This is a genomic window from Halomonas denitrificans (genome assembly GCA_019800895.1).
GTDB lineage: Bacteria > Pseudomonadota > Gammaproteobacteria > Xanthomonadales > Wenzhouxiangellaceae.
Map to the genome: position 1 here is coordinate 213260 of JAHVKF010000001.1, position 21723 is coordinate 234982.

The following is a 21723-nucleotide window of genomic DNA, read 5'->3' on the forward strand; positions in this document are numbered from 1 at the left end:
CCTCGGTAACGGACGGTCAATCCCCTATTTTAGCGCGCCCGGGGTCGACGCCGCGCCGGACGCCGGCTCCCCGACGGGACCGCGCGACGAAGCCCGCCGGCAGGCGTCAGTCTTCCGGGTTGAACAGGCGGCGGGGCCGCAGGCGTCCGTCCTCGTCGATACGCCCGAGGCCGACGAACACCTCGCCATGACGGATGCGTACCGGATCGGCGGGCTCGACGCCCAGCGCGACCGACTGGCCGTGGCGGATCGCGCGCTCGCCCTCTGCGTCGATGCGGACCTGCGGAAGGTCGCTCAAGGCGGTCTCCGGCGCCCGCAACAGCGCTCGCCGTTCCGCCTCGGAATCCAGGGCCTCGAGCTGCTCCATCGTGACCGCGTCACGCAGATCGAAGGGCCCGGAACGCTCGCGGCGCAGCGCCGTCAGGTGAGCGCCGCAGCCCAGGCGATCGCCCAGGTCCATCGCCAGCGAACGGATGTAGGTCCCCTTGCTGCAGTGCACGCGGAGGGCCAGGCGGTCGCCTTCGAGATCGAGCAGGTCGAGGCGGGAGATCGTGACCCGGCGCGGCGGACGATCGACTTCGATGCCCGCCCGCGCGAGCTCATGAAGGCGCTTGCCCTTGTGCTTCAGCGCCGAATACATCGGCGGCACCTGGTCGATCGGGCCGCGGAACGCGTCCAGCGCCTGCTCGACGCGCCCCCGGTCGAGGGCCGGAACGTCCTGGCGGGCCACCACCTCACCATCGGCATCGCCCGAGTCCGTGGCGATCCCGAGGCGGGCCTCGGCCAGGTAGCCCTTGTCGGCGTCGAGCAGAAAGGCGGAGACCTTAGTCGCCTCGCCGAAGCACAGCGGCAGGAGGCCCGTGGCCATCGGGTCCAGCGCGCCCGTGTGGCCGGCCTTGCGCAGGCCCAGCAGGTACTTTGCCCGGCCCAGCGCCTGGTTGGATGTCAGCCCGGGCGGCTTGTCGAGGAGCAGGATTCCGGAACGGGGCATGGCAGGACAAACGGCGTGCGAGCCGCCCGACAGGCGGCTCGCGGGTTCAGTCGTCGCGCGGCTTGCGCGCAGCGGCCAGCAGCTGTTCGATGCGCTGGCCGGACTCGGTCGAGGTGTCGTGAACGAAGCGCAGCGCCGGCACGATGCGCAGTCGGACGCGACCGGCAAGTTCGTGGCGGATCTGCGGTGCGGCCTCGGCCAGCACCGAAATCGCATCGGCCGCCTTGTCGATCTCGAGGACCGACACGAACACCCGGGCATGGGCCAGGTCGCGCGAGACCTCGACATCGGTCACGCTGGTCAGCGACGGAAGGTCGTGCTCGAACTCCCGACGGATAATGTCGGCCAGCTCACGCCGCAACAGCCCCGCTACGCGATCGGCGCGACCGCTCATCTCAATCGTCCAGCGTGCGCGCGACTTCGTAGCGCTCGTAGCACTCGATCTGGTCGCCCGGCTTGACGTCGTTGTACTGCTTCACGCCGATGCCGCATTCGGTCCCGGCCTGCACTTCCTTGACGTCGTCCTTGAAGCGGCGCAGGGACTCGAGCTCGCCCTGGAAGACCACGACATTGTCGCGGAGCACGCGGATCGGGTTGGTCCGCTTCACCGTGCCCTCGACCACGAGGCAGCCGGCGATCGCACCCAGCTTGGAAGAACGGAACACGTCCTTGACCTCGGCCAGGCCGATGATCTCTTCCTTCGTCTCCGTGCCCAGGAGACCCGAAATGGCCTTCTTCACATCGTCGATCGCCTCGTAGATGATCGAGTAGTAGTTCAGGTCGAGGCCGGCTTCGCTGATGACCTTGCGCGCCGAGGCATCGGCTCGAACGTTGAAGCCGATGATGATCGCGTTCGAGGCCTGGGCCAGCGATGCGTCCGATTCGGTGATGCCGCCGACGCCGGACGAGACCACGTTGACCTTGACCTCGTCGTTGGACAGCTTGGTCAGGGCATCGCGCAGCGCTTCCGCCGAACCCTGCACATCGGCCTTGATGACCAGGTTGACGGCCTGCTGGTCGCCGACCGCACCTTCGCCCATCTGGTCGAACAGGTTCTGCAGCTTGGCGGCCTGGCGCTCGGCCAGCCGGCCTTCGCGGGCCGAGGACTTGCGCTGGTCGGCCGCTTCGCGCGCCTTGCGCTCGTCGGCGACCACCAGCACTTCGTCGCCGGCATTGGGCACTCCGGAAAGGCCGAGAATTTCCGCCGGAATGGACGGGCCGGCTTCCTCGATCGGATCGCCCGCCTCGTTGAACATGGCGCGAACGCGGCCGAACTCCTCGCCGGCCAGCACCATGTCGCCCTTCTTCAGCGTTCCGTCCTGGACCAGCACGGTCGCGACGGGACCGCGGCCCTTGTCCAGGGAACTCTCGACGACCACGCCGCGGCAGCGGCGATCGCGCACGGCCTTGAGTTCGAGCACCTCGGCCTGGAGCAGGATCGCTTCGAGCAACGCATCGACGCCCTCGCCGGTGATCGCCGAGACCGGAACGAAGATTTCCTCGCCGCCGTAGTCCTCGGGCACCACTTCCTCGGCCGACAGTTCGTTCTTGACCCGGTTCAGGTCGGCTTCCGGCTTGTCGATCTTGTTGACCGCCACGATCAGCGGCACGCCGGCAGCCCGGGCATGCTGGATCGCTTCCTTGGTCTGCGGCATCACACCGTCGTCGGCGGCAACCACCAGGATGACGATGTCAGTGGCCTGTGCGCCGCGAGCGCGCATCGAAGTGAACGCGGCGTGGCCCGGCGTGTCGAGGAAGGTCACCACGCCGTTGTCCGTGGTGACGTGATAGGCCCCGATATGCTGGGTGATGCCGCCGCTCTCGCCGTCAGCGACCTTGGCGCGGCGGATGTAGTCGAGCAGCGAGGTCTTGCCGTGGTCGACGTGACCCATCACGGTGACCACCGGCGGACGCGTGGTTTCTTCGCCGCCCTCGTCGTCGACTGCCAGTTCGCTCTCGATGTCCTGTTCCTGCGCCGGGCTCGCCTCGTGGCCCATTTCCTCGGCCACCAGGATCGCGGTTTCCTGATCGAGCGCCTGGTTGATGGTGACCATCGACCCCATGTTCATCAGCGCCTTGATCAGGTCGCCGGCCTTGACGGCCATCAGCTTGGCCAGCTCACCGACGGTGATCGATTCGGGAATCTCGAGCTCGCGCTTGACCGGCTGGGTCGGCATCTGGAAGCCGTGCTCGCCGCCGACGCTGGTCGACTTTCCGCGACGCTTCGGCTTCCGTCGCTTGCTCTTCGCTGCGACGTGCAGTTCCTCGCGTCCGTAGCGCGTCTTCGGTCCTTTCGCGCCCTTGCGCTTGGCCTCCTTCTCTTCCTCGCGCTTGCGGCGCGCTTCGCGCTCGCTTTCCAGCCGCGCGGCCTCGGCCTCGGCGCGGGCCCGGGCCTCGGCCTGTTCGCGAGCCTGCTGTTCGGCCTCGCGCATCTTCTCTTCCTCGGCCTGGCGCCGCTCCTTCTCGGCCTGCTCGACTTCGCGCGCCTCTTCCTCGGCCTTGGCCTTTTCCTCGGCCTCGGCACGGCGCTTCTCCTCGAGTTCGCGTTCGGCACGCTCCGCTTCCTCGCGCTGCCGGCGCGATTCCTCGAGGGCCTTCAACGCTTCCTCGCGCTCGGCGTCGGTCTGCTCGGCCTCGGCGATCGATCCACGCTTGACGTAGGTGCGCTTCTTGCGCACTTCGACGTTCACCGTGCGCGACGGCGCCGCACCGCGGGTCCGCGTACGTCCCGCCCCACCGGCCGGAACCTTCAGTTCACTGACCGTCTTGCGGCGCAGCGTGACCTTTTTCGGCGAATCGCCATCGTCGCGGGTTTCGGTCTTGCCGTGCGACGTTCGAAGGTAGGCCAGCAACTTCTTCTTGTCGTCGTTGGTCACGGGCGCGTCGGCAGCCTCGACCTCGATACCGGCCTCCTTGAACTGGGCCAGCAGTCGGTCCGGCGTGACACCGAGCACCTCTGCCAATTGCGAAACGGTGACCTGCGACATTAAGACTCCTTGCTACTTCGATGGGTTCGTGGACTGCGTGCGTGCGGCTCGGATCAGCCTTCTTCGGCAAACCAGTGAGCGCGCGCTTCCATGATCAGTTCTGCGGCCGTTTCGGCGTCCAGGTCCTTGACGTCCTCGAGCTCGTCGACGGCGCATTCGGCCAGGTCGTCGCGGGTGCGGATGCCCTGCTCGGCCAGGCGGAAAGCGATCGTCTCGGTCATGCCCTTCAGCGCCAGCAGGTCTTCGGCCGGACGGTTCTCCTCCAGCTGCTCCTCCGAGGCGATCATCTGGGTCAGCAGCGCGTCGCGGGCGCGGCGACGGAGCTCGGCCACGATGTCCTCGTCGAATTCCTCGATCGCCATCAGCTCCGATTCCGGCACGTAGGCGACCTCCTCCACATTGGAGAAGCCTTCCTGGACGAGAATGCCGGCCAGCTCTTCGTCGACGTCGAGCTTGTCGACGAACATCTGCAGCACCGAGCGCGACTCTTCCTCGCTCTTGGCCTCCGCGTCCTCGATGGTCATGACGTTGAGCTCCCAGCCGGACAGTTCGGACGCCAGGCGGACGTTCTGGCCGCCGCGACCGATCGCCTGCGAGAGATTGTCTTCCTCGACGGCCACGTCCATGCTCTTGGCGTCCTCGTCGACGACGATCGAGGCGACTTCCGCCGGCGCCATCGCGTTGATGACGAACTGGGCCGCGTTCTCGTCCCAGAGGATGATGTCGATCCGTTCTCCGCCGAGCTCGTTGGACACCGCCTGGACGCGCGAGCCGCGCATGCCGACGCAGGCGCCGATCGGGTCGGTCCGCGAATCCAGCGCGTGGACCGCGATCTTGGCGCGGCGGCCGGGGTCGCGGGCCGCGCCCTTGAGCTCGAGCAGGTTCTGTCCGATCTCCGGCACTTCGATCTTGAACAGTTCGATCAGGAGTTCCGGCATGGTCCGGCTGACGAACAGCTGCGGACCGCGCTGCTCGGCGCGGACCTCGTAGAGGTATCCGCGCAGGCGATCGTTGATTCGCACGTTCTCGCCCGGGATCGTGTGACGCGACGGCACGAACGCCTCGGCGTTGTCGCCGAGGTCGAGGTAGATTCCGCCGCGCTCGAGGCGCTTGACCACGCCGCTGACCAGTTCACCGACCCGTCCTTCGTAGGCTTCGACGACCTGGGCGCGCTCGGCCTGGCGAACCTTCTGCACGATCACCTGCTTGGCGGCCTGGGCGGCGATCCGGCCGAACTCGGGCGCTTCCATCGGTTCCTCGATGAAGTCTCCGACTTCGAGTCCGTCATCCAGCTTCTTCGCCTCCGTGAGGCGGATCTGCCGGTCTTCCGATTCCAGCTCGGCCTCTTCCTCGTCGTCGGAAATCACTTCCCAGCGACGGAACGCTTCGTAATCACCGGTTTCGCGATCGATCGCGACACGGGTGTCGATGTCGTCGGGGTGACGACGGCGGGCGGCCGAAGCCAGCGCGGCTTCGATCGCATCGAAGATGATGTCCTGCGACAGGCCCTTCTCGTTCGAGACCGCTTCGGCGACCTGCAGGATTTCCTTGCCCTTCTTCATTCGATTGCTTCCGAGTCGTTACCTTGAATGGACGCGCGGCGTTCAGTCCGCCGCACCCGGGGTTCGTTCGCCGGCCATCAGTGCATCCCAGTCCGGCTTCAGGTTGGCCCGCCGGATCGCATCCAGCGGCACTTCATGAATCTGTCCGTCGACGTCGATCTCGACGCGATCGGCATCGGCACCCTTCAGCGTGCCGACCAGTTTTCTGCGGCCGCCGATCGGCGCGAACAACTGCAACACCGCCTGCTCGCCGGCAAAGGCCGCGAACTGCTCCGGCTCGAACAGCGGACGCTCCACGCCCGGCGACGAGACTTCCAGGCTGTACTGGCCCGACACCGGATCCTCGACATCGAGCAGCGCGGACACCTCCCGACTGACCTCGGCGCAGTGATCGACGGTGACGCCATCCGGCTCGCGGTCGATGTAGATGCGGATCAACCGGTTCTTCGGGTTGGACAGGTACTCCAGGCCGACGAACTCGAAGCCCAGCGATTCGATCGCCGGCTTCAACAGTGCCTTCAGTTCGTCCTGGACCGCCATCGACCGTCCTCCTCGAGTTTCGTGCAGCGCGTTTTCCGCAGTCGCTCCGGTGCCCGACGCAGTCCGGCTGCATGCACTGCGTCGTTCGATGCCCGGCCCGCCGTGCGTTGCCGGGGCCTATAACAAAAAAGCCCCTGAAGACCAGGGGCTTTCTTGCACCGATGACCTGGTAGCGGGGGCAGGATTCGAACCTGCGACCTTCGGGTTATGAGCCCGACGAGCTGCCAGACTGCTCCACCCCGCAATCGAGCAAACAATGATATCCGAAGACGAAATTCAACGCAAGCCCGATTCACCCGAAACGGACAAGACCGCGCCGCGGAATCGTCCGATCCCGCTTGCGCTCACTCGTCCCGGACGCTTCCGGCCAGGGTGTCGCCGAGCAGGCGATTCACGCGCCGCACGAAGCCGGCGGGGTCGGCGAGATCGCCGCCTTCGACCAGCAGGGCCTGTTCCAGCAGGAGGGCCGACAGCTCTCCGATCCGTTCGTCTCCCTCCGCGAGCCCGGCGACCGCGCGCACCAGCGGATGGTTCGGGTTGACTTCGAGCCGGGGCGTACGTTCCGGCACCGGCTGGCCGGCCTGTTCGAGCATCCTACGCATCCGCGGATCCAGGCCGCCCGGGTCGACCACGCAGCTGGCCGAGTCGGTCAACCGGCGGCTGACCCGGACGTCGGCGACGCGCTCGCCCAGGGACGCGCGGATCCGGCCCACGGCGCCACCCGCGGCTTCGTCCGACGCATCGCTCGCCGCGTCGCCTTCTTCGCCGTCGGTCGACGGCGGGCCGTCAGCGGCCGAACGCAGGGGCTTGCCGTCGAATTCGAACAGGTGGTTGACCACCCAGGCATCGATCGGGTCGGTCAGCAGCAGGACCTCGGTGCCCTTCGCCCGGAACGCCTCGAGATGCGGGCTGTCGAGCGCCTGGCGCACGGAATCGGCGGTCAGGTACCAGATCGTATCGGCCGATTCACCGGCCCGCTCGAGGTAGTCGGCCAGACCGACCGAATGCGGCGTCTGCGACGCGGTGCTGGAAAAGCGCACCAGGCGGGCAATCCGCTCGCGCTGTTCCGGGTCCTCGATCAGGCCTTCCTTGAGGATCGCGCCGAAGTCGCGCTGGAACGATTCCCAGGGCTCGCCGCCGGACTCTGCAAGTCGTTCGATCATGTCCAGCGCACGCTTGACGACCGTCGCTCGGATCTTCTTCAGCAGCGGACTGTCCTGAAGGATTTCGCGCGACACGTTCAGCGGCAGGTCGGCCGAATCGACGACACCGCGCAGGAATCTCAGGTAACGCGGAACCAGATGCTCGGCGGCATCCATGATGAACACGCGCTGGATGTAGAGCTTCACGCCGTGCAGATCGTCGCGGTTCCAGGCCAGGTCGAAGGGCGCGCGACCGGGCACGAACAGCAGCAGCGAATAGCGCTGTGTACCTTCCACGTGGTGGTGGGCCAGCGTCGCCGGCGGCTGGTCGTCGCCCGTCAGCCCCTCGTAGAACTCGTGGTAATCGGACTCTTCCAGCTCGTTCTTCGGCCGTGCCCACAGGGCCTTGGCATCGTTGACGATCTCGCTCGATGCGTCGTCTTCGCTCTCGTCCGTCGCCTCCAGGCGGATCGGGAACGCGATGTGGTTGGAGTAGTGCTTCAGGATGCCGCGCAGCCGGTCGCCGTCGAGCAGGTCCCGGTGATCCTTGCCGAGCGTGAGCAGCACGCGGGTTCCCGGACGATCACGGTCGATGGTCTCGACCGTGTATTCGCCCTGGCCGTCCGATCGCCAGCGCACCCCCTCGGCGGCCGGCGCACCGGCGCGGCGGGTTTCGACGCAGACCTGCTCGGCCACGATGAATGCGGAATAGAATCCGACCCCGAACTGCCCGATCAGCTGGGCATCGGCCTTGCGGTCACCGCTGAGTCGCTCGAGGAACCGGGCGGTCCCGGAGCGCGCGATGGTGCCGAGATTCTCGATCACCTCTGCCCGGTCCATACCGATGCCGTTGTCCTCGATTTCGAGCAGGCCGGCCTCGCGGTCGTAGCGGACGTCGATGCGCGCCTCACCGGCGGAGGAGGCCAGCGACTCGTCGGTCAGGGCCTCGAAGCGAAGCTTGTCGAGCGCGTCGGACGCGTTGGATACGAGTTCGCGCAGGAAGATCTCCCGGTTCGAGTACAGCGCGTTGATCATCAGCTTGAGCAGCTGGTGGACTTCCGTATCGAAAGGGCGCGTCTCGCTCGCCGCGCCGGGCGACGGGTCGGCGCGGTCGCCTGCTTCCCGGGCTGCGTCCCGGTTCGGGGCCTCGTTGGCGGCGCCGGTCGCGCCGGCGGCCGATTCCCTCGATTCGTTCGGCTCGCTCGACGGGTCCTGGGGTCGGTCGTTCGTGACGTCGTTCATGACTTTCGGTCCGGGAGGTTCGATTCTTGCGTTGCCGGCAGAGATGGGCCGTCCCGGCCCGGATTTCAAGCGCGCGTCCGTCCGTCCGGCAGGCGAGTTGCATCGAGCCGGGCCCGCCCGGATAATGCATGTCCCCAGTTCTGGCCCCGGGCCCGGAATCCGCCGCCGCATGCGTCATCACTATCGGATCACCATCACCGACTTTCGCGCCGCGAAGCACTACACGCTTTCGCAGCTGATGTGGCGGGTGGCGCTGTCCGGGGCCGGCGTCATCGCCACGGTGTTCCTGGGCAGCCTCCTGGTGATCCAGCTGATGTCCGGGCGGATCGACCGCCTCAACGGCGATATCGAGGATCTCCGTGCACGGAACCTCGAGGCCGAACAGCGAAACGACGAGCTGCTTGCCCACCAGGCCGAACTGAATCGGCGAATCGACGCCAGGGCTCGCGAGCTGATTGCCCTGACCGACGATCTCGAACAGCTCGAGTCTCTGATCGGCGTCGACGCCCCGCAGAGCCTCCCCGTGGCCGAACGAATCTCCGTGGCCAGCCACACCGCGCTGGAGCGGCGGCTGCTGCTCACGTCCATCCCGAGCGGCTACCCCCTCGCCGAGACCCGGGTTACATCGGCCTACGGCATGCGCGATCACCCGGTCGATGAGGGAACGAGGCTGCACGGCGGGGTCGATCTGCGTGCCTCCCGCGGCACGACGGTGCTGGCAACGGCCGACGGCGTGGTCGAATGGGCCGGTCCCAACCCGGGGTCGGGCATGGGCACGATGATCAAGCTGGTCCACAATTACGGCTTCACCACCTACTACGCACACCTGGACCAGGTCGACGTTCGCGTCGGCGAATACGTGCGTGAAGGCCAGCCGATCGGCCGCTCGGGAAACACCGGTCTATCGGCAGCCCCGCATCTGCACTACGAGGTGCGCTACCTCGGCCGCCGACTCGATCCGCGGCCGTTCCTGGACTGGTCGCTCGACCGGTACGACCTGGTATTCGACGAAGAGGAACGCGTGCAATGGGAATCCTTGGCAGAAACCGTCCGCAGCAAGGTGCGGGTACTGGATCCACGATCCTCGGATCCGGCACCGAGCTGGTCGGCGATCTCACCCTGAACGACAGCCTGCACGTCGACGGACGGCTCGACGGCAACATCCGGTCGGAGGCCGACGTCACGATCGGTGAAACCGGCCGGGTCGACGGCGAGATCCGTTCACGCCGGGTGCTGGTCAGCGGCTCGCTGAACGGGCGGATCGAAGCCGAGCGGCTGGAAATCGTGGCCGGGGGATCGGTCGAAGGCACCATCAGCGTGGTCGACCTCGTGATCGAACCGGGCGGGCGATTCAACGGGGCCAGCGAGCTACGCGAAAAGGCGTCGGAGTCGTCCGCCAGGGACGGCGAGGCGAAACGCGAGAGCAGCCGTTCGACGATCGGGCAAGACAGCGAACCCGACCGGGAATCCTCACCGGCCTGAGCCGGACGGCGGGCGCGCCCCCCTTCCCTCCGGCGGACGGTACCGTTCCTTGAGGCGGAAATACAGGGTTCTCCGAACCGTCGCCACGCATTCGCCCTCCGCGTCGAATACCTGGACCTCGTGCTCCTTCAGGTAGCGATCTCCGCCAGCCACCGCGCGCCGGACGTCGTCGAGGTCGGATTCGGCGAGCCGGAATTCCGCTGCGACCGTGCCGCGCCCGGGCTTGACGAACCGGATCGCGGCCGAGTGATCCCAGACGACGCACTCCGAACCCAGCGCCTCGAGGTACATCAGCATCAGGAACGGGTCGGTCATCGCGAACAGGCTGCCGCCGAAATGGGTTCCGACGTAATTGCGATTGAGCCGTCCGGAGAGGAGTTCGACCCGGACGTAGCGCCAATCCTCGGAAATCTCGCGCACGCGAATCCCCGCCCCGAGAAACGGCGGCCAGAGGCTCATCAGGCGTCGGAAGAGTCCGGGTTTCATTCGCTACCCCGCAGACGGATCGGGTGGGCTCCGCCCGGATCGCGGCCTGCCCGACGCAGGCGGTTTCCCGCCGTTGACGCCCTGCCCGGTCGACGGGCTGCCGCAAGCGTCGACGGCGGCCCTGGCTGCAATCCGGACGACGTTCGGAACGAAAACGGCCCGGAGCGTGGGCGCCGGGCCGTCGAAGCAGGGTCGCGATCGAGCCGCACCCCGGAGTCTTGCGCGATGGGTGCGCTCAGGAAGAGGCGCGTGCCCGACCCGTGAGCTTTTCGCGGATTCGCGCCGCCTTGCCTTCGAGGTTGCGCAGGTAGAACAGCTTGGCGCGACGGACGCGGCCCTTGCGCTTGACCTCGATCGACTCGATCAACGGGCTGTAGCTCTGGAACACGCGCTCCACGCCCGTGCCGTGCGAAATCTTGCGCACGGTGAAGGCCGAGTGCAATCCCCGATTGCGGCGCGCGATGACGACGCCTTCGAAAGCCTGCAGACGCTGGCGCTCGCCCTCGCGAACCCACAGGTTGACGACGACGGTGTCCCCCGGGGCGAAGTCCGGGAGTTCCTTCTGGGTCTGCTCGGCGTTGATCTGGTCGATGATGTTCATGGTGCGAATTCCGTCCGCTCGATGATTTCGGTGCGGGCGCAGCCGTTGGCTGCACCCGCCAAGTCAAGCGCGCAAGTATAGCGCAAGATTCGCCGCAGCGAAAGAGGAAATGCCGCTGCGGATCAGGCGTCGCGCGGCGATTCGAGGAACGCCAGTTCGTCCTCGTCGAGACGGCCTTCGCTCTTCAGGGCGTCGATCAGGTCCGGCCGCCGGTCGCGCGTTCGCTGCAGCGCCTCGCGCCGCCGCCAGCGGGCGATCGCCGCGTGATCGCCGGAGCGCAGGACGTCCGGAACCGCTCGCTCCCGCCAGATCTCGGGTCGGGTGTAGTGCGGGCAGTCGAGCAGTCCGCTGGAGAAGGAATCCTGGGCCGCCGACTCCTCGTGGCCAAGCACACCGGGCTGGAGGCGGAGCACCGCATCGATCAGGGCCGCGGCCGCGAGCTCGCCGCCGGAAAGGACGAAATCGCCGAGCGACCACTCCTCGTCCACCAGTTCCTCGTGGACCCGTTCGTCCATCCCCTCGTAGCGACCGCACACCAGGATCAGGCGTTCCCGGCCCGCCAGCCGCTCCACGGCCTCCTGGTCCACACGCCGGCCCTGCGGCGTCAACGCGGCGACCGGCGCGTCCGAACCCTGCCGGGCCTCTTCGATGGCCCGCGCCAGCGGCTCGGGGCGCATCACCATGCCGGGCCCGCCGCCGTAGGGTCGATCGTCGACGCTCCGGTGCACCCCTTCGGCGTGCGTGCGCGGATCGAAGGTCCGGAGCCGGACCCGCTCCTCGGCCAGCGCCCTGCCCGTCAGGCCGAGCTCGTGCAACGAATCGAACCAGTCCGGGAACAGGGTGACGACGTGGATTTCAGTCAGCATCGGTCCACTCCGGCTGCCAGTCGACCACCACGGTGCCCGCATCGAGGTCGACCTCTCGGACATAGCGATCGAGCACGAACGGCACGAGGTGGTCGCGCCCGCCGTCGCTTCGCCGGATCACCAGAATGTCGTGGACGCCGGCGTCGAGCAGGCCGTGGACCCGGCCCAGTTCGACCGAATCCAGGTTGATCACCTGCAGGTTCAGCAGGTCCTTCCAGTAGTAGCGGTCGGGACCGGATTCGGGCAGTGCGTCGGTCGGAATCCTCAGTTCGGTTCCGGCCAGCCGCTCGGCCTGTTCCCGGGAATCGATTTCCTCCACGCGAGCGACCAGGCGGGGACCCTGGCGACGCCACTCGCGTACGTGCAGAAGCCCCGGCGAGCCGTCGGCCTGCCAGGGCTGGTAATCGAAGATGTTCTCGGGCGGGTCGGTGAAGGAAAACACCTTCACCCAACCGGACACGCCCCAGGCACCGTTCAAGCGGCCGATGCGAAGCGTGGCTTCACTGGGCTCGTCCGGGCCCGGAGCGGTCATGTGTCCGGGCTCAGGCGTCTGCCGAAGCGGCCTTGCGCGATTCGTCGACCAGGTGGCTGACTCGCTCGGAGATCTGCGCACCCTGCTCCTTCCAGTGATCGATACGCTCGAGGTCCACGCGCAGGCGCTCCGCCTGGCCGCGGGCCACCGGGTTGAAGAACCCGATGCGCTCGATGTAACGGCCGTCGCGGCGGTTACGGCTATCGGTCACCACGATGTGGTAGAACGGCTGTTTCTTGGCACCACCACGTGCCAGTCGGATCTTGACCATGCTGTCTCCTGCTCCATCGACCGGACGATCATCCCCGGCCGGTTCGCTTGTGTTCGAAAGGACGCGGGATTGTACCCGCATTCCACGTTGATCGGGCCCGGACGGACGACCGTCCGGGCCCTTCGTACTGCTTACTCGGCTGCACCCTCTTCGCCGGCGCCACCGGCATCCGCCGTCTCGGCGGATTCGGCTTCGTTGGCTCGGAGCAACGCGGCCAGTTCGGCTTCCGTATCGCCCACGACCTCGGCATCCTCACGTCGACGCTCGCGCGCCACGCGCCCGGTGCCGGCCGGAATCAGGCGGCCGACGATCACGTTTTCCTTGAGACCGCGCAGGTTGTCGACGGTGCCGCGAACGGCCGCATCGGTGAGAACGCGTGTGGTCTCCTGGAACGAGGCCGCCGAAATGAACGACTCGGTCGCCAGCGACGCCTTGGTGATCCCGAGCAGCACCGATTGCAGCTTGGCCGGCCGCAGTCCGTCCTTCTCGAGGCGCTGGTTCTCTTCCCGGACGCGAACCGCATCGAGCTGCTCGCCGGGGAGGAACTTGCTGTCGCCGGACTCCAGTACTTCGACCTTGCGCAGCATCTGGCGGATGATCACCTCGATGTGCTTGTCGTTGATCTTCACGCCCTGGAGGCGGTAGACGTCCTGGATTTCCTGCACCAGGTAGTTCGCAAGCGCTTCCACGCCGAGCAGGCGCAGGATGTCGTGCGGGTTCGGTTCGCCGTCGACGACCGTTTCGCCCTTCTCCACGTGCTCGCCTTCGAAGACCAGGATCTGGCGCCACTTCGGAATCAGCTCCTCGTGCGTATCGCCGGCTTCGTCGGTGATCACCAGGCGCTGCTTGCCCTTGGTTTCCTTTCCGTAGCTGACCGTGCCCGAGGCTTCGGCGAGGATCGCCGGCTCCTTCGGCTTGCGGGCTTCGAACAGGTCCGCCACTCGCGGCAGACCCCCGGTGATGTCGCGGGTCTTGGACGATTCCTGCGGAATGCGCGCGAGGATGTCGCCGACCTGCACATCGTCGCCGTCGCGGCAGTTGATCACCGCGCCGGAGGGCAGATAGTTCTGCGCCGGCTGATTGGTGCCCGGCAGCATCAACGGCTTGCCCTTCTTGTCGACGAGACGGATGGTAGGACGCAGGTCCTTGCCTTCCGAGCCACGCTTCTTCGGGTCCGTGACCACGATGCTGCTCAGGCCGGTGACGTCGTCGGTCTGTTCGGTGACGGTCACGCCGTCGATGAAGTCCTGGAACGACGTCTTGCCGGCCACCTCGGCCACGACCGGGTGCGTATGCGGGTCCCAGTTGGCAACGACCTGGCCGGCTTCGACCTTGTCGCCCTCGCGAACGCTCAGCACCGCCCCGTAGGGGATCTTGTAGCGCTCGCGCTCGCGGCCGTGGCTGTCGATCAGCGACAGCTCGCCGGAACGCGACACGGCGACGAGCCGGTCGTCCTTGTTGACCACCGATTTGAGGTTATGCAGGCGGATCGAACCGGCCGACTTGACCTCGATCTGGTCGATGGCCACGGCCCGCGACGCGGCACCCCCGATGTGGAAGGTCCGCATCGTCAGCTGCGTGCCCGGCTCGCCGATCGACTGGGCCGCGATCACGCCGACGGCTTCGCCGATGTTGACCTCGGAGCCGCGCGCCAGGTCGCGACCGTAGCAGGTGGCGCAGATGCCGTAGCGCGTTGCACAGGTGATCGGCGAACGGACCAGCACCCGGTCGATCGCGTTCTCTTCCAGCGTGGCGACCCACTTCTCGTCGAGCAGCGTTCCGCGCTCGACCAGGACTTCGTCGCTGTCGGCCGGATAGATGTCCTCGGCCAGCACTCGACCGAGGATTCGCTCGCCGAGCGGTTCAACGACGTCACCGCCTTCGACGATCGGCAGCATCTCGAGGCCGTCCTCGGTACCGCAGTCCTCCTCGATGACCACCAGGTCCTGGGACACGTCGACCAGGCGACGGGTCAGGTACCCGGAGTTGGCGGTCTTCAGGGCCGTATCGGCCAGGCCCTTGCGCGCACCGTGGGTCGAGATGAAGTACTGGAGTACGTTCAGACCTTCGCGGAAGTTCGCGGTAATGGGCGTCTCGATGATCGAGCCGTCCGGCTTGGCCATCAGGCCACGCATGCCGGCCAGCTGGCGGATCTGCGCTGCGGAACCACGGGCCCCGGAATCGGCCATGATGAAGATCGAGTTCATCGAGTCCTGCTCGACCTTGTTGCCGTCCTTGTCGACGCGGATTTCCTTGCCGATCCGGCGCATCATCGCTCGTGCCACTTCCTCGTTGCAGCGCGACCAGATGTCGACGACCTTGTTGTAACGCTCGCCGGCCGTGACCACACCCGAGGAGTACTGGTTCTGGATGTCCAGCACTTCCTGCTCGGCGCGCTCGAGAATGTCCTTCTTCTCCGGCGGAATCTGCAGGTCGTCGAGGCCGATCGAGACCCCGGCGCGGGTGGAATTCGCGAAGCCGGTGTACATCAGCTGGTCGGCGAAGACCACCGTGTGCTTCAGGCCCAGATCGCGGTAGCACTCGTCGATGAGCTTCGAGATCTGCTTCTTCTTCAGCGTCTGGTTGAACATCGAGAACGGCATGCCTTTCGGCGCGATCTCGAACAGCAGAGCTCGGCCGGCGGTGGTTTCCTGCCGCGACGAATGTGCCTGCAGTTCTCCGTTCTCGTCCTTGCTGTACTCGGTGATGCGAACCGAAATCGGCGCCTGCAGCTCGATCTGCTTGTTCAGATAGGCGCGATGGACTTCGGCCGTGTCCGTGAACACCATGCCTTCGCCCTTGGCGCCGGCCAGTTCGCGGGTCATGTAGTACAGGCCGAGGACCACGTCCTGGGTCGGCACGATGATCGGCTCGCCATTGGCCGGCGACAGGATGTTGTTCGACGACATCATCAGGGCGCGCGCTTCCAGCTGGGCCTCGAGGCTCAGGGGAACGTGAACGGCCATCTGGTCACCGTCGAAGTCGGCGTTGAAGGCGGTGCAGACCAGCGGATGCAGCTGGATGGCCTTGCCTTCGATCAGGACCGGCTCGAAGGCCTGGATGCCCAGGCGATGCAGCGTCGGTGCGCGGTTGAGCAGCACCGGATGCTCTCGGATCACCTCTTCGAGAATATCCCAGACTTCGCCCTCTTCCTTCTCGACCAGCTTCTTGGCGGCCTTGATCGTCGGCGCCATGCCGCGACGCTGCAGCTTCGAGAAGATGAACGGCTTGAACAGCTCAAGCGCCATCTTCTTCGGCAGGCCGCACTCGTGCAGCTTCAGGGTCGGGCCGACCACGATGACCGAACGGCCCGAATAGTCGACGCGCTTGCCGAGCAGGTTCTGGCGGAAGCGGCCCTGCTTGCCCTTGATCATGTCGGCCAGCGACTTCAGCGGGCGCTTGTTGGTGCCGGTGATGGCACGACCGCGGCGACCGTTGTCGAGCAGCGCGTCGACCGCTTCCTGCAGCATGCGCTTCTCGTTGCGCACGATGATGTCGGGCGCATTCAGCTCGAGGAGGCGCTTCAGCCGGTTGTTGCGGTTGATGACCCGGCGATACAGGTCGTTGAGGTCCGACGTCGCGAAGCGGCCACCGTCGAGCGGCACCAACGGACGCAGGTCCGGCGGCAGCACGGGCAGCACCGTAAGGATCATGAACTCGGGACGGTTCCCGGATTCGAGGAACGCCTCGACCAGCTTGATCCGCTTGGTCAGACGCTTGATCTTGGTCTCGGAATTGGTCGCCGCGATGTCCTCGCGCAGCTGCGACAGCTCGGACGCCAGGTCGACGTTCTTGAGCATGTCGTAGATCGCCTCGGCACCCATCTTGGCATCGAATTCGTCGCCGTAGGTTTCCATGGCGTCGAGATACTGCTCATCGGTCAGCAGCTGGCCGCGTTCCATCGGCGTCATGCCCGGATCGAGAACCAGGTAGGACTCGAAGTACAGGATGCGCTCGATGTCCCGCAGCGTCATGTCCAGCATCAGGCCGATCCGGGACGGCAGCGACTTCAGGAACCAGATGTGCGCCACGGGGCTGGCCAGGTCGATGTGGCCCATGCGCTCGCGGCGGACCTTGGTCAGCGTGACCTCGGTACCGCACTTTTCGCACTTCACGCCGCGGTGCTTCATGCGCTTGTACTTGCCGCACAGGCACTCGTAGTCCTTGACCGGTCCGAAGATCGCGGCGCAGAACAGGCCCTCGCGCTCCGGCTTGAAGGTCCGATAGTTGATGGTTTCCGGCTTCTTGACCTCTCCGAACGACCAGGAGCGGATCATGTCCGGCTGGGCCAGACCAATGCGAATCGCATCAAAATCGGTAATCTGATGCTGGCGCTTGTAGAAATTCAGCAGATCGCGCATATCGTGATCCTCCTCGATCAGGACTCTTCGAGTTCAATATTGATGCCCAGGGACCGGATTTCCTTCACGAGCACGTTGAAGGACTCCGGCATCCCGGCCACCATGCGGTGGTTGCCGTCGACGATGGACTTGTACATCTGGTTGCGGCCCTGGACGTCATCGGACTTGACCGTCAGCATTTCCTGCAGCGTGTAGGCCGCGCCGTAGGCTTCCAGTGCCCAGACTTCCATCTCGCCGAATCGCTGGCCACCGAACTGGGCCTTGCCGCCCAGCGGCTGCTGGGTGACGAGGCTGTACGGACCGGTCGAACGCGCGTGCATCTTGTCATCGACCAGGTGGTTCAGCTTCAGCATGTACATGTAGCCGACGGTGACCGGACGATCGAACGAATCGCCGGTGCGGCCGTCGTACAGCGTCATCTGGCCGCTCTCGGGCAGGTCGGCCATCTTCAGCAGCTTCTTGATCTCTTCCTCGTCGGCACCGTCGAAGACCGGCGTGGCCATCGGGACGCCCTTGGTCAGGTTCCCCGCCAGCTCCATCACGTCGTCGTCGGAGAAGTCCTTCAGCGAGACCCGGCCCTTGCGGTCCGAGTTGTAGACCTCTTCGAGGAACTTCTTGACCTTCGCCGGCTTTTCCTGGGCCTCGATCATGGCTTCGATCTTCTTGCCCAGGCCATGGGCGGCGAGGCCCAGGTGGGTTTCGAGCACCTGACCGATGTTCATGCGCGACGGCACGCCCAGCGGGTTGAGAACGATGTCGACGGGCGTGCCGGACTCGTCGTAGGGCATGTCCTCGACCGGGACGATGGTCGAGATGACACCCTTGTTTCCGTGGCGGCCGGCCATCTTGTCGCCCGGCTGCATCCGGCGCTTGACGGCCAGGTAAACCTTGACCATCTTCAGGACGCCCGGGGCGAGGTCGTCGCCGCGGGTGATCTTGCCCTTCTTCTCCTGGAACTTCTCGTCGGCCAGCTTGCGCTGCTTCTCGATCTGGCGCTGAGCGCGCTCGAGCACCTCCTGGGCGTCGTCGGACCGCATGCGCAGCTTGAACCACTGGTCGCGCTTGAGTTCTTCCAGGTACGCCGAGGTGACCTTGGCGCCCTTCTTCAGGCCCGGACCCTTGTCGACCACCTTGTTCAGCAGCAGCGACTCCAGGCGGTTGAAGATGGCGTCTTCCATGATCCGCAGCTGGTCGTCGAGATCCTTCCGGACCTGGGCGATCTGCTCCTTCTCGATCGACACGGCGCGCGAGTCCTTGTCCACGCCCTCGCGGGTGAAGACCTGGACGTCGATCACGGTGCCGTCCATGCCCGAGGGCACGCGCAGGGAGGTGTCCTTCACGTCGGACGCCTTTTCACCGAAGATCGCGCGCAGCAGCTTCTCTTCCGGAGTCAGCTGGGTCTCGCCCTTCGGCGTGACCTTGCCGACCAGGATGTCACCGGCACGAACTTCCGCACCGATGTACACGATGCCGGCGTCGTCCAGCTTGCTCAGCGTGTATTCACCGACGTTCGGAATGTCGCTGGTGATCTCTTCCGAGCCCAGCTTTGTGTCGCGGGCCACGCAGGTCAGTTCCTCGATGTGGATCGAGGTGAACCGGTCCTCCTGCACCACGCGCTCCGAGATCAGGATCGAATCCTCGAAGTTGTAGCCGTTCCACGGCATGAAGGCCACGCGCATGTTCTGACCCAGAGCGAGCTCGCCCAGGTCGGTCGACGGACCGTCGGCAAGCACGTCGCGGGCACGGACCGTGTCGCCCACCTTGACCAGCGGACGCTGGTTCATGCAGGTGTTCTGGTTCGACCGCTGGTACTTGACCAGGTTGTAGATGTCGACCCCCGGATCGTCCTCGCCCACTTCGTCCTCGTTGGCACGCACGACGATACGGCCGGCGTCGACCTGGTCGACGATGCCGCCGCGCAGGGCCACGGTGGTCACGCCGGAGTCCGTGGCGACCACGCGCTCCAGACCCGTACCGACCAGCGGCTTGTCGACGCGCAGCGTCGGAACTGCTTGGCGCTGCATGTTCGAGCCCATCAGTGCGCGGTTGGCGTCATCGTGCTCCAGGAACGGCACCATCGCCGCGGCCACGGAAACGATCTGGCGCGGCGAGACGTCGATGAAGTCGACTTCGCTGGTCTTCTTCAGCGTGAACTCGCCCTGGTGACGGCAGGGAATCAACTCTTCGACGAACTTGCGATTGCTGTCGAGCTCGGCGTTGGCCTGGGCGATCACGTAGTCCCCCTCCTCGATCGCCGACAGGTACGACACCTCGTCGGTGACCTTGCCGTCGACCACCTTGCAGTACGGCGTTTCCAGGAACCCGTAGCTGTTGGTCCGGGAGTAGACCGCCAGAGAGTTGATCAGGCCGATGTTCGGACCTTCCGGCGTTTCGATCGGGCACAACCGACCGTAGTGGGTCGGGTGCACGTCGCGGACTTCGAAGCCCGCCCGCTCTCGCGTCAGGCCACCCGGGCCGAGTGCGGAAACGCGGCGCTTGTGGGTGACTTCCGACAGCGGGTTGTTCTGATCCATGAACTGCGACAGCTGCGACGAACCGAAGAATTCCTTGATCGCGGCAGCCACCGGCTTGGCGTTGATCAGGTCCTGCGGACCCAGGCCTTCGCTCTCGGCCATGCTCAGGCGCTCTCGCACGGCACGCTCGACGCGCACCAGGCCGATGCGGAACTGGTTCTCGGCCATTTCGCCGACCGAGCGGACCCGGCGGTTGCCGAGGTGGTCGATGTCGTCGACGGTGCCGTTTCCGTTACGGATGTCGATCAGCACCTTCAGGACGGCGAGAATGTCTTCGCGATCCAGCGTGCCCGGACCTTCGAGTTCGTCGCGACCGACGCGGCGATTGAACTTCATTCGACCCACCGGCGACAGGTCGTAGCGCTCGTCGGTAAAGAACAGGTTCTTGAACAGGTTCTGGGCCGCTTCCTTGGTCGGCGGCTCACCCGGACGCATCATCTTGTAGATTTCCCACAGCGCCTCGAGCTCGCTCGACGTGGGGTCGATGCGCAGCGTGTTGGAAATGTAGGGGCCCTGGTCGAGATCGTTGACGTACAGGATCTCGAAGGACTTGACCTTCGCTTCGCGCATCGTTTCGAGCAGCTCGGCGGTGATCTCGTCGTTGCAGGCCGCGATCAGCTCACCGGACTCGGTGTCGACGATGTTGTGGGCCAGGATGCGGCCGATCATGTACTCGTCGCTGACGTCCAGCGTCTTGACGCCGGCTTCTTCCATCTGCTTGACGTGGCGCGCCGTGATTCGACGGTCCTTTGCGACGATGACGTTGCCGTCCTTGTCGGCGATGTCGGCCAGCGCGGTCTCGCCGCGAAGACGCTTCGGCACCAGGTCGATCTTGGCGTCGCTCTTGCGCAGCGTGATCTTGGACTTCTCGAAGAACGTGTCGAGGATTTCCTCGTCTTCCATGCCCAGCGCGCGAAGCAGGATCGTCACCGGAAGTTTCCGGCGGCGGTCAATTCGCGTGAACATCGCGTCCTTCGGATCGAACTCGAAGTCGAGCCAGCTGCCGCGGTACGGGATGACGCGGGCGTTGTACAGCAGCTTGCCGGACGAATGGGTCTTGCCCCGGTCGTGATCGTAGAACACGCCCGGCGAGCGATGCATCTGGTTGACGATGACGCGCTCGGTGCCGTTGATGATGAACGTGCCGGTCTCGGTCATCAGCGGCAGGTCGCCCATGTAGACGTCCTGTTCCTTGACTTCCTTGACCTTCTTGTTGCGTGCCGGGCTGTCCTTGTCGTAGATGACCAGGCGCACGGTCACGCGCAGCGGCGCGGCATAGGTCATGCCGCGGAGCTTGCACTCCACGACGTCGAACTCGGGCTTGCCGAGCTCGTAGTTCACGTACTCCAGCGCGGCGTTGCCCGAGTAGCTGGAAATCGGGAATACCGAGGACAGGGCGCCATGGAGGCCCTTGGGATCGCGATCGCTTTCGGGAATCTGGTCCTGCAGGAATTCCTTGTACGACTCCACCTGGGTTGACAACAGGAACGGTGGGTCAATAACCTGCACGTGCTTTCCAAATTCCTTCCGGATTCGCTTCTTTTCGGTAAACGAGTAGTTCATCGGCATTTCACCCGCGTGCTGGTGCAGTTGATCCGGGACACTTCAAACAGACTGAACCGCCAGGACACCCGGAACGGGCCCTGGCGATCGTTCTTGCGCTGGCAGAACGCTGCAAACAGGAACGGGCCGGGCGCCCTCGGACGCCCAGCCCATGCCTGACATCAATGCGGAATCGAGGAGATTACTTGACCTCGACGGTCGCGCCAGCTTCTTCCAGCTGCTTCTTGATGTCTTCTGCTTCTTCCTTGCTGACGCCTTCCTTGACCGGGGACGGAGCGCCCTCGACCATGTCCTTGGCTTCCTTCAGACCCAGGCCCGTGATGCCACGGACGGCCTTGATGACCTGGACCTTCTTGTCGCCGAAGCCTGCCAGGACGACGTCGAATTCGGTCTTCTCTTCCGCAGCACCTGCGTCGCCACCGGCAGCCGGAGCGGCAGCAGCGGCCACCGGAGCGGCAGCGGAAACACCGAACTTCTCTTCCATCGCTTCGATGAGGTCGACGACCTCCACGACGGTCATGTTGGAAATGGTTTCAAGAATGTCTTCTTTGGAAACGGCCATT

General features: G+C 65.7%; 16 protein-coding genes and 1 tRNA gene. 2 read left to right on the forward strand and 15 right to left on the reverse strand.

Features of this window, described 5'->3' with window-relative positions:
* Window positions 1–106: 106 nt before the first annotated feature.
* From truB to htpG, 7 genes are all read right to left on the reverse strand, one after another.
* Entirely contained in the window at window positions 107–991 is an 885-nt protein-coding gene (gene truB / locus KUV67_00875; GenBank protein MBY6203427.1) for a tRNA pseudouridine(55) synthase TruB, read from the reverse strand.
* A gap of 46 nt (window positions 992–1037) precedes the next feature.
* Window positions 1038–1385: a 30S ribosome-binding factor RbfA gene (gene rbfA, locus KUV67_00880; GenBank protein MBY6203428.1), complete on the reverse strand. Its 348-nt coding sequence runs from the start codon at window positions 1383–1385 to the stop codon at window positions 1038–1040.
* Window position 1386: 1 nt separating this feature from the next.
* Window positions 1387–3978, reverse strand: coding sequence for a translation initiation factor IF-2 (gene infB / locus KUV67_00885; protein MBY6203429.1), 2592 nt, complete (start codon window positions 3976–3978; stop codon window positions 1387–1389).
* Window positions 3979–4031: 53 nt separating this feature from the next.
* Complete coding sequence (gene nusA / locus KUV67_00890) at window positions 4032–5540, reverse strand: transcription termination factor NusA (protein MBY6203430.1); 1509 nt, start codon at window positions 5538–5540, stop codon at window positions 4032–4034.
* 42 nt (window positions 5541–5582) lie between these two features.
* Window positions 5583–6080, reverse strand: a complete 498-nt coding sequence (rimP, locus tag KUV67_00895; protein ID MBY6203431.1) for a ribosome maturation factor RimP — start codon at window positions 6078–6080, stop codon at window positions 5583–5585.
* A gap of 167 nt (window positions 6081–6247) precedes the next feature.
* Window positions 6248–6324: transfer RNA gene (locus KUV67_00900), tRNA-Met, on the reverse strand.
* A 100-nt stretch (window positions 6325–6424) separates the two neighbouring features.
* A complete protein-coding gene (gene htpG, locus KUV67_00905) occupies window positions 6425–8464 on the reverse strand; it encodes a molecular chaperone HtpG (protein MBY6203432.1) in 2040 nt (679 codons plus the stop codon).
* A 169-nt stretch (window positions 8465–8633) separates the two neighbouring features.
* Between htpG and KUV67_00910 the strand changes: the two genes are divergently transcribed.
* The gene (locus KUV67_00910; GenBank protein MBY6203433.1) at window positions 8634–9587 is read left to right on the forward strand and encodes a M23 family metallopeptidase; all 954 of its coding nucleotides are present in this window, start codon (window positions 8634–8636) and stop codon (window positions 9585–9587) included.
* Complete coding sequence (locus tag KUV67_00915) at window positions 9491–9946, forward strand: polymer-forming cytoskeletal protein (protein MBY6203434.1); 456 nt, start codon at window positions 9491–9493, stop codon at window positions 9944–9946. Before KUV67_00910 ends, KUV67_00915 begins: the two co-directional genes overlap by 97 nt.
* On the opposite strand, the gene KUV67_00920 is transcribed toward KUV67_00915, so the two are convergent.
* From KUV67_00920 to rplL, 8 genes are all read right to left on the reverse strand, one after another.
* Window positions 9935–10432, reverse strand: a complete 498-nt coding sequence (locus KUV67_00920; GenBank protein ID MBY6203435.1) for a DUF4442 domain-containing protein — start codon at window positions 10430–10432, stop codon at window positions 9935–9937. The two genes, KUV67_00915 and KUV67_00920, sit on opposite strands and share 12 nt — an antisense overlap.
* Window positions 10433–10667: 235 nt before the next feature.
* Window positions 10668–11033, reverse strand: coding sequence for a 50S ribosomal protein L19 (rplS, locus tag KUV67_00925; GenBank protein MBY6203436.1), 366 nt, complete (start codon window positions 11031–11033; stop codon window positions 10668–10670).
* A 122-nt stretch (window positions 11034–11155) separates the two neighbouring features.
* The gene (gene trmD, locus KUV67_00930; protein ID MBY6203437.1) at window positions 11156–11899 is read right to left on the reverse strand and encodes a tRNA (guanosine(37)-N1)-methyltransferase TrmD; all 744 of its coding nucleotides are present in this window, start codon (window positions 11897–11899) and stop codon (window positions 11156–11158) included.
* Window positions 11889–12431: a ribosome maturation factor RimM gene (rimM, locus tag KUV67_00935; GenBank protein MBY6203438.1), complete on the reverse strand. Its 543-nt coding sequence runs from the start codon at window positions 12429–12431 to the stop codon at window positions 11889–11891. Before rimM ends, trmD begins: the two co-directional genes overlap by 11 nt.
* A gap of 10 nt (window positions 12432–12441) precedes the next feature.
* Complete coding sequence (gene rpsP / locus KUV67_00940; GenBank protein ID MBY6203439.1) at window positions 12442–12702, reverse strand: 30S ribosomal protein S16; 261 nt, start codon at window positions 12700–12702, stop codon at window positions 12442–12444.
* 131 nt (window positions 12703–12833) lie between these two features.
* The gene (gene rpoC, locus KUV67_00945; GenBank protein MBY6203440.1) at window positions 12834–17063 is read right to left on the reverse strand and encodes a DNA-directed RNA polymerase subunit beta'; all 4230 of its coding nucleotides are present in this window, start codon (window positions 17061–17063) and stop codon (window positions 12834–12836) included.
* A 17-nt stretch (window positions 17064–17080) separates the two neighbouring features.
* Complete coding sequence (gene rpoB, locus KUV67_00950) at window positions 17081–21160, reverse strand: DNA-directed RNA polymerase subunit beta (GenBank protein MBY6203441.1); 4080 nt, start codon at window positions 21158–21160, stop codon at window positions 17081–17083.
* A gap of 181 nt (window positions 21161–21341) precedes the next feature.
* On the reverse strand, window positions 21342–21722 hold the full coding sequence (gene rplL, locus KUV67_00955) for a 50S ribosomal protein L7/L12 (GenBank protein ID MBY6203442.1): 381 nt from the start codon (window positions 21720–21722) through the stop codon (window positions 21342–21344).
* Window position 21723: the final 1 nt, after the last annotated feature.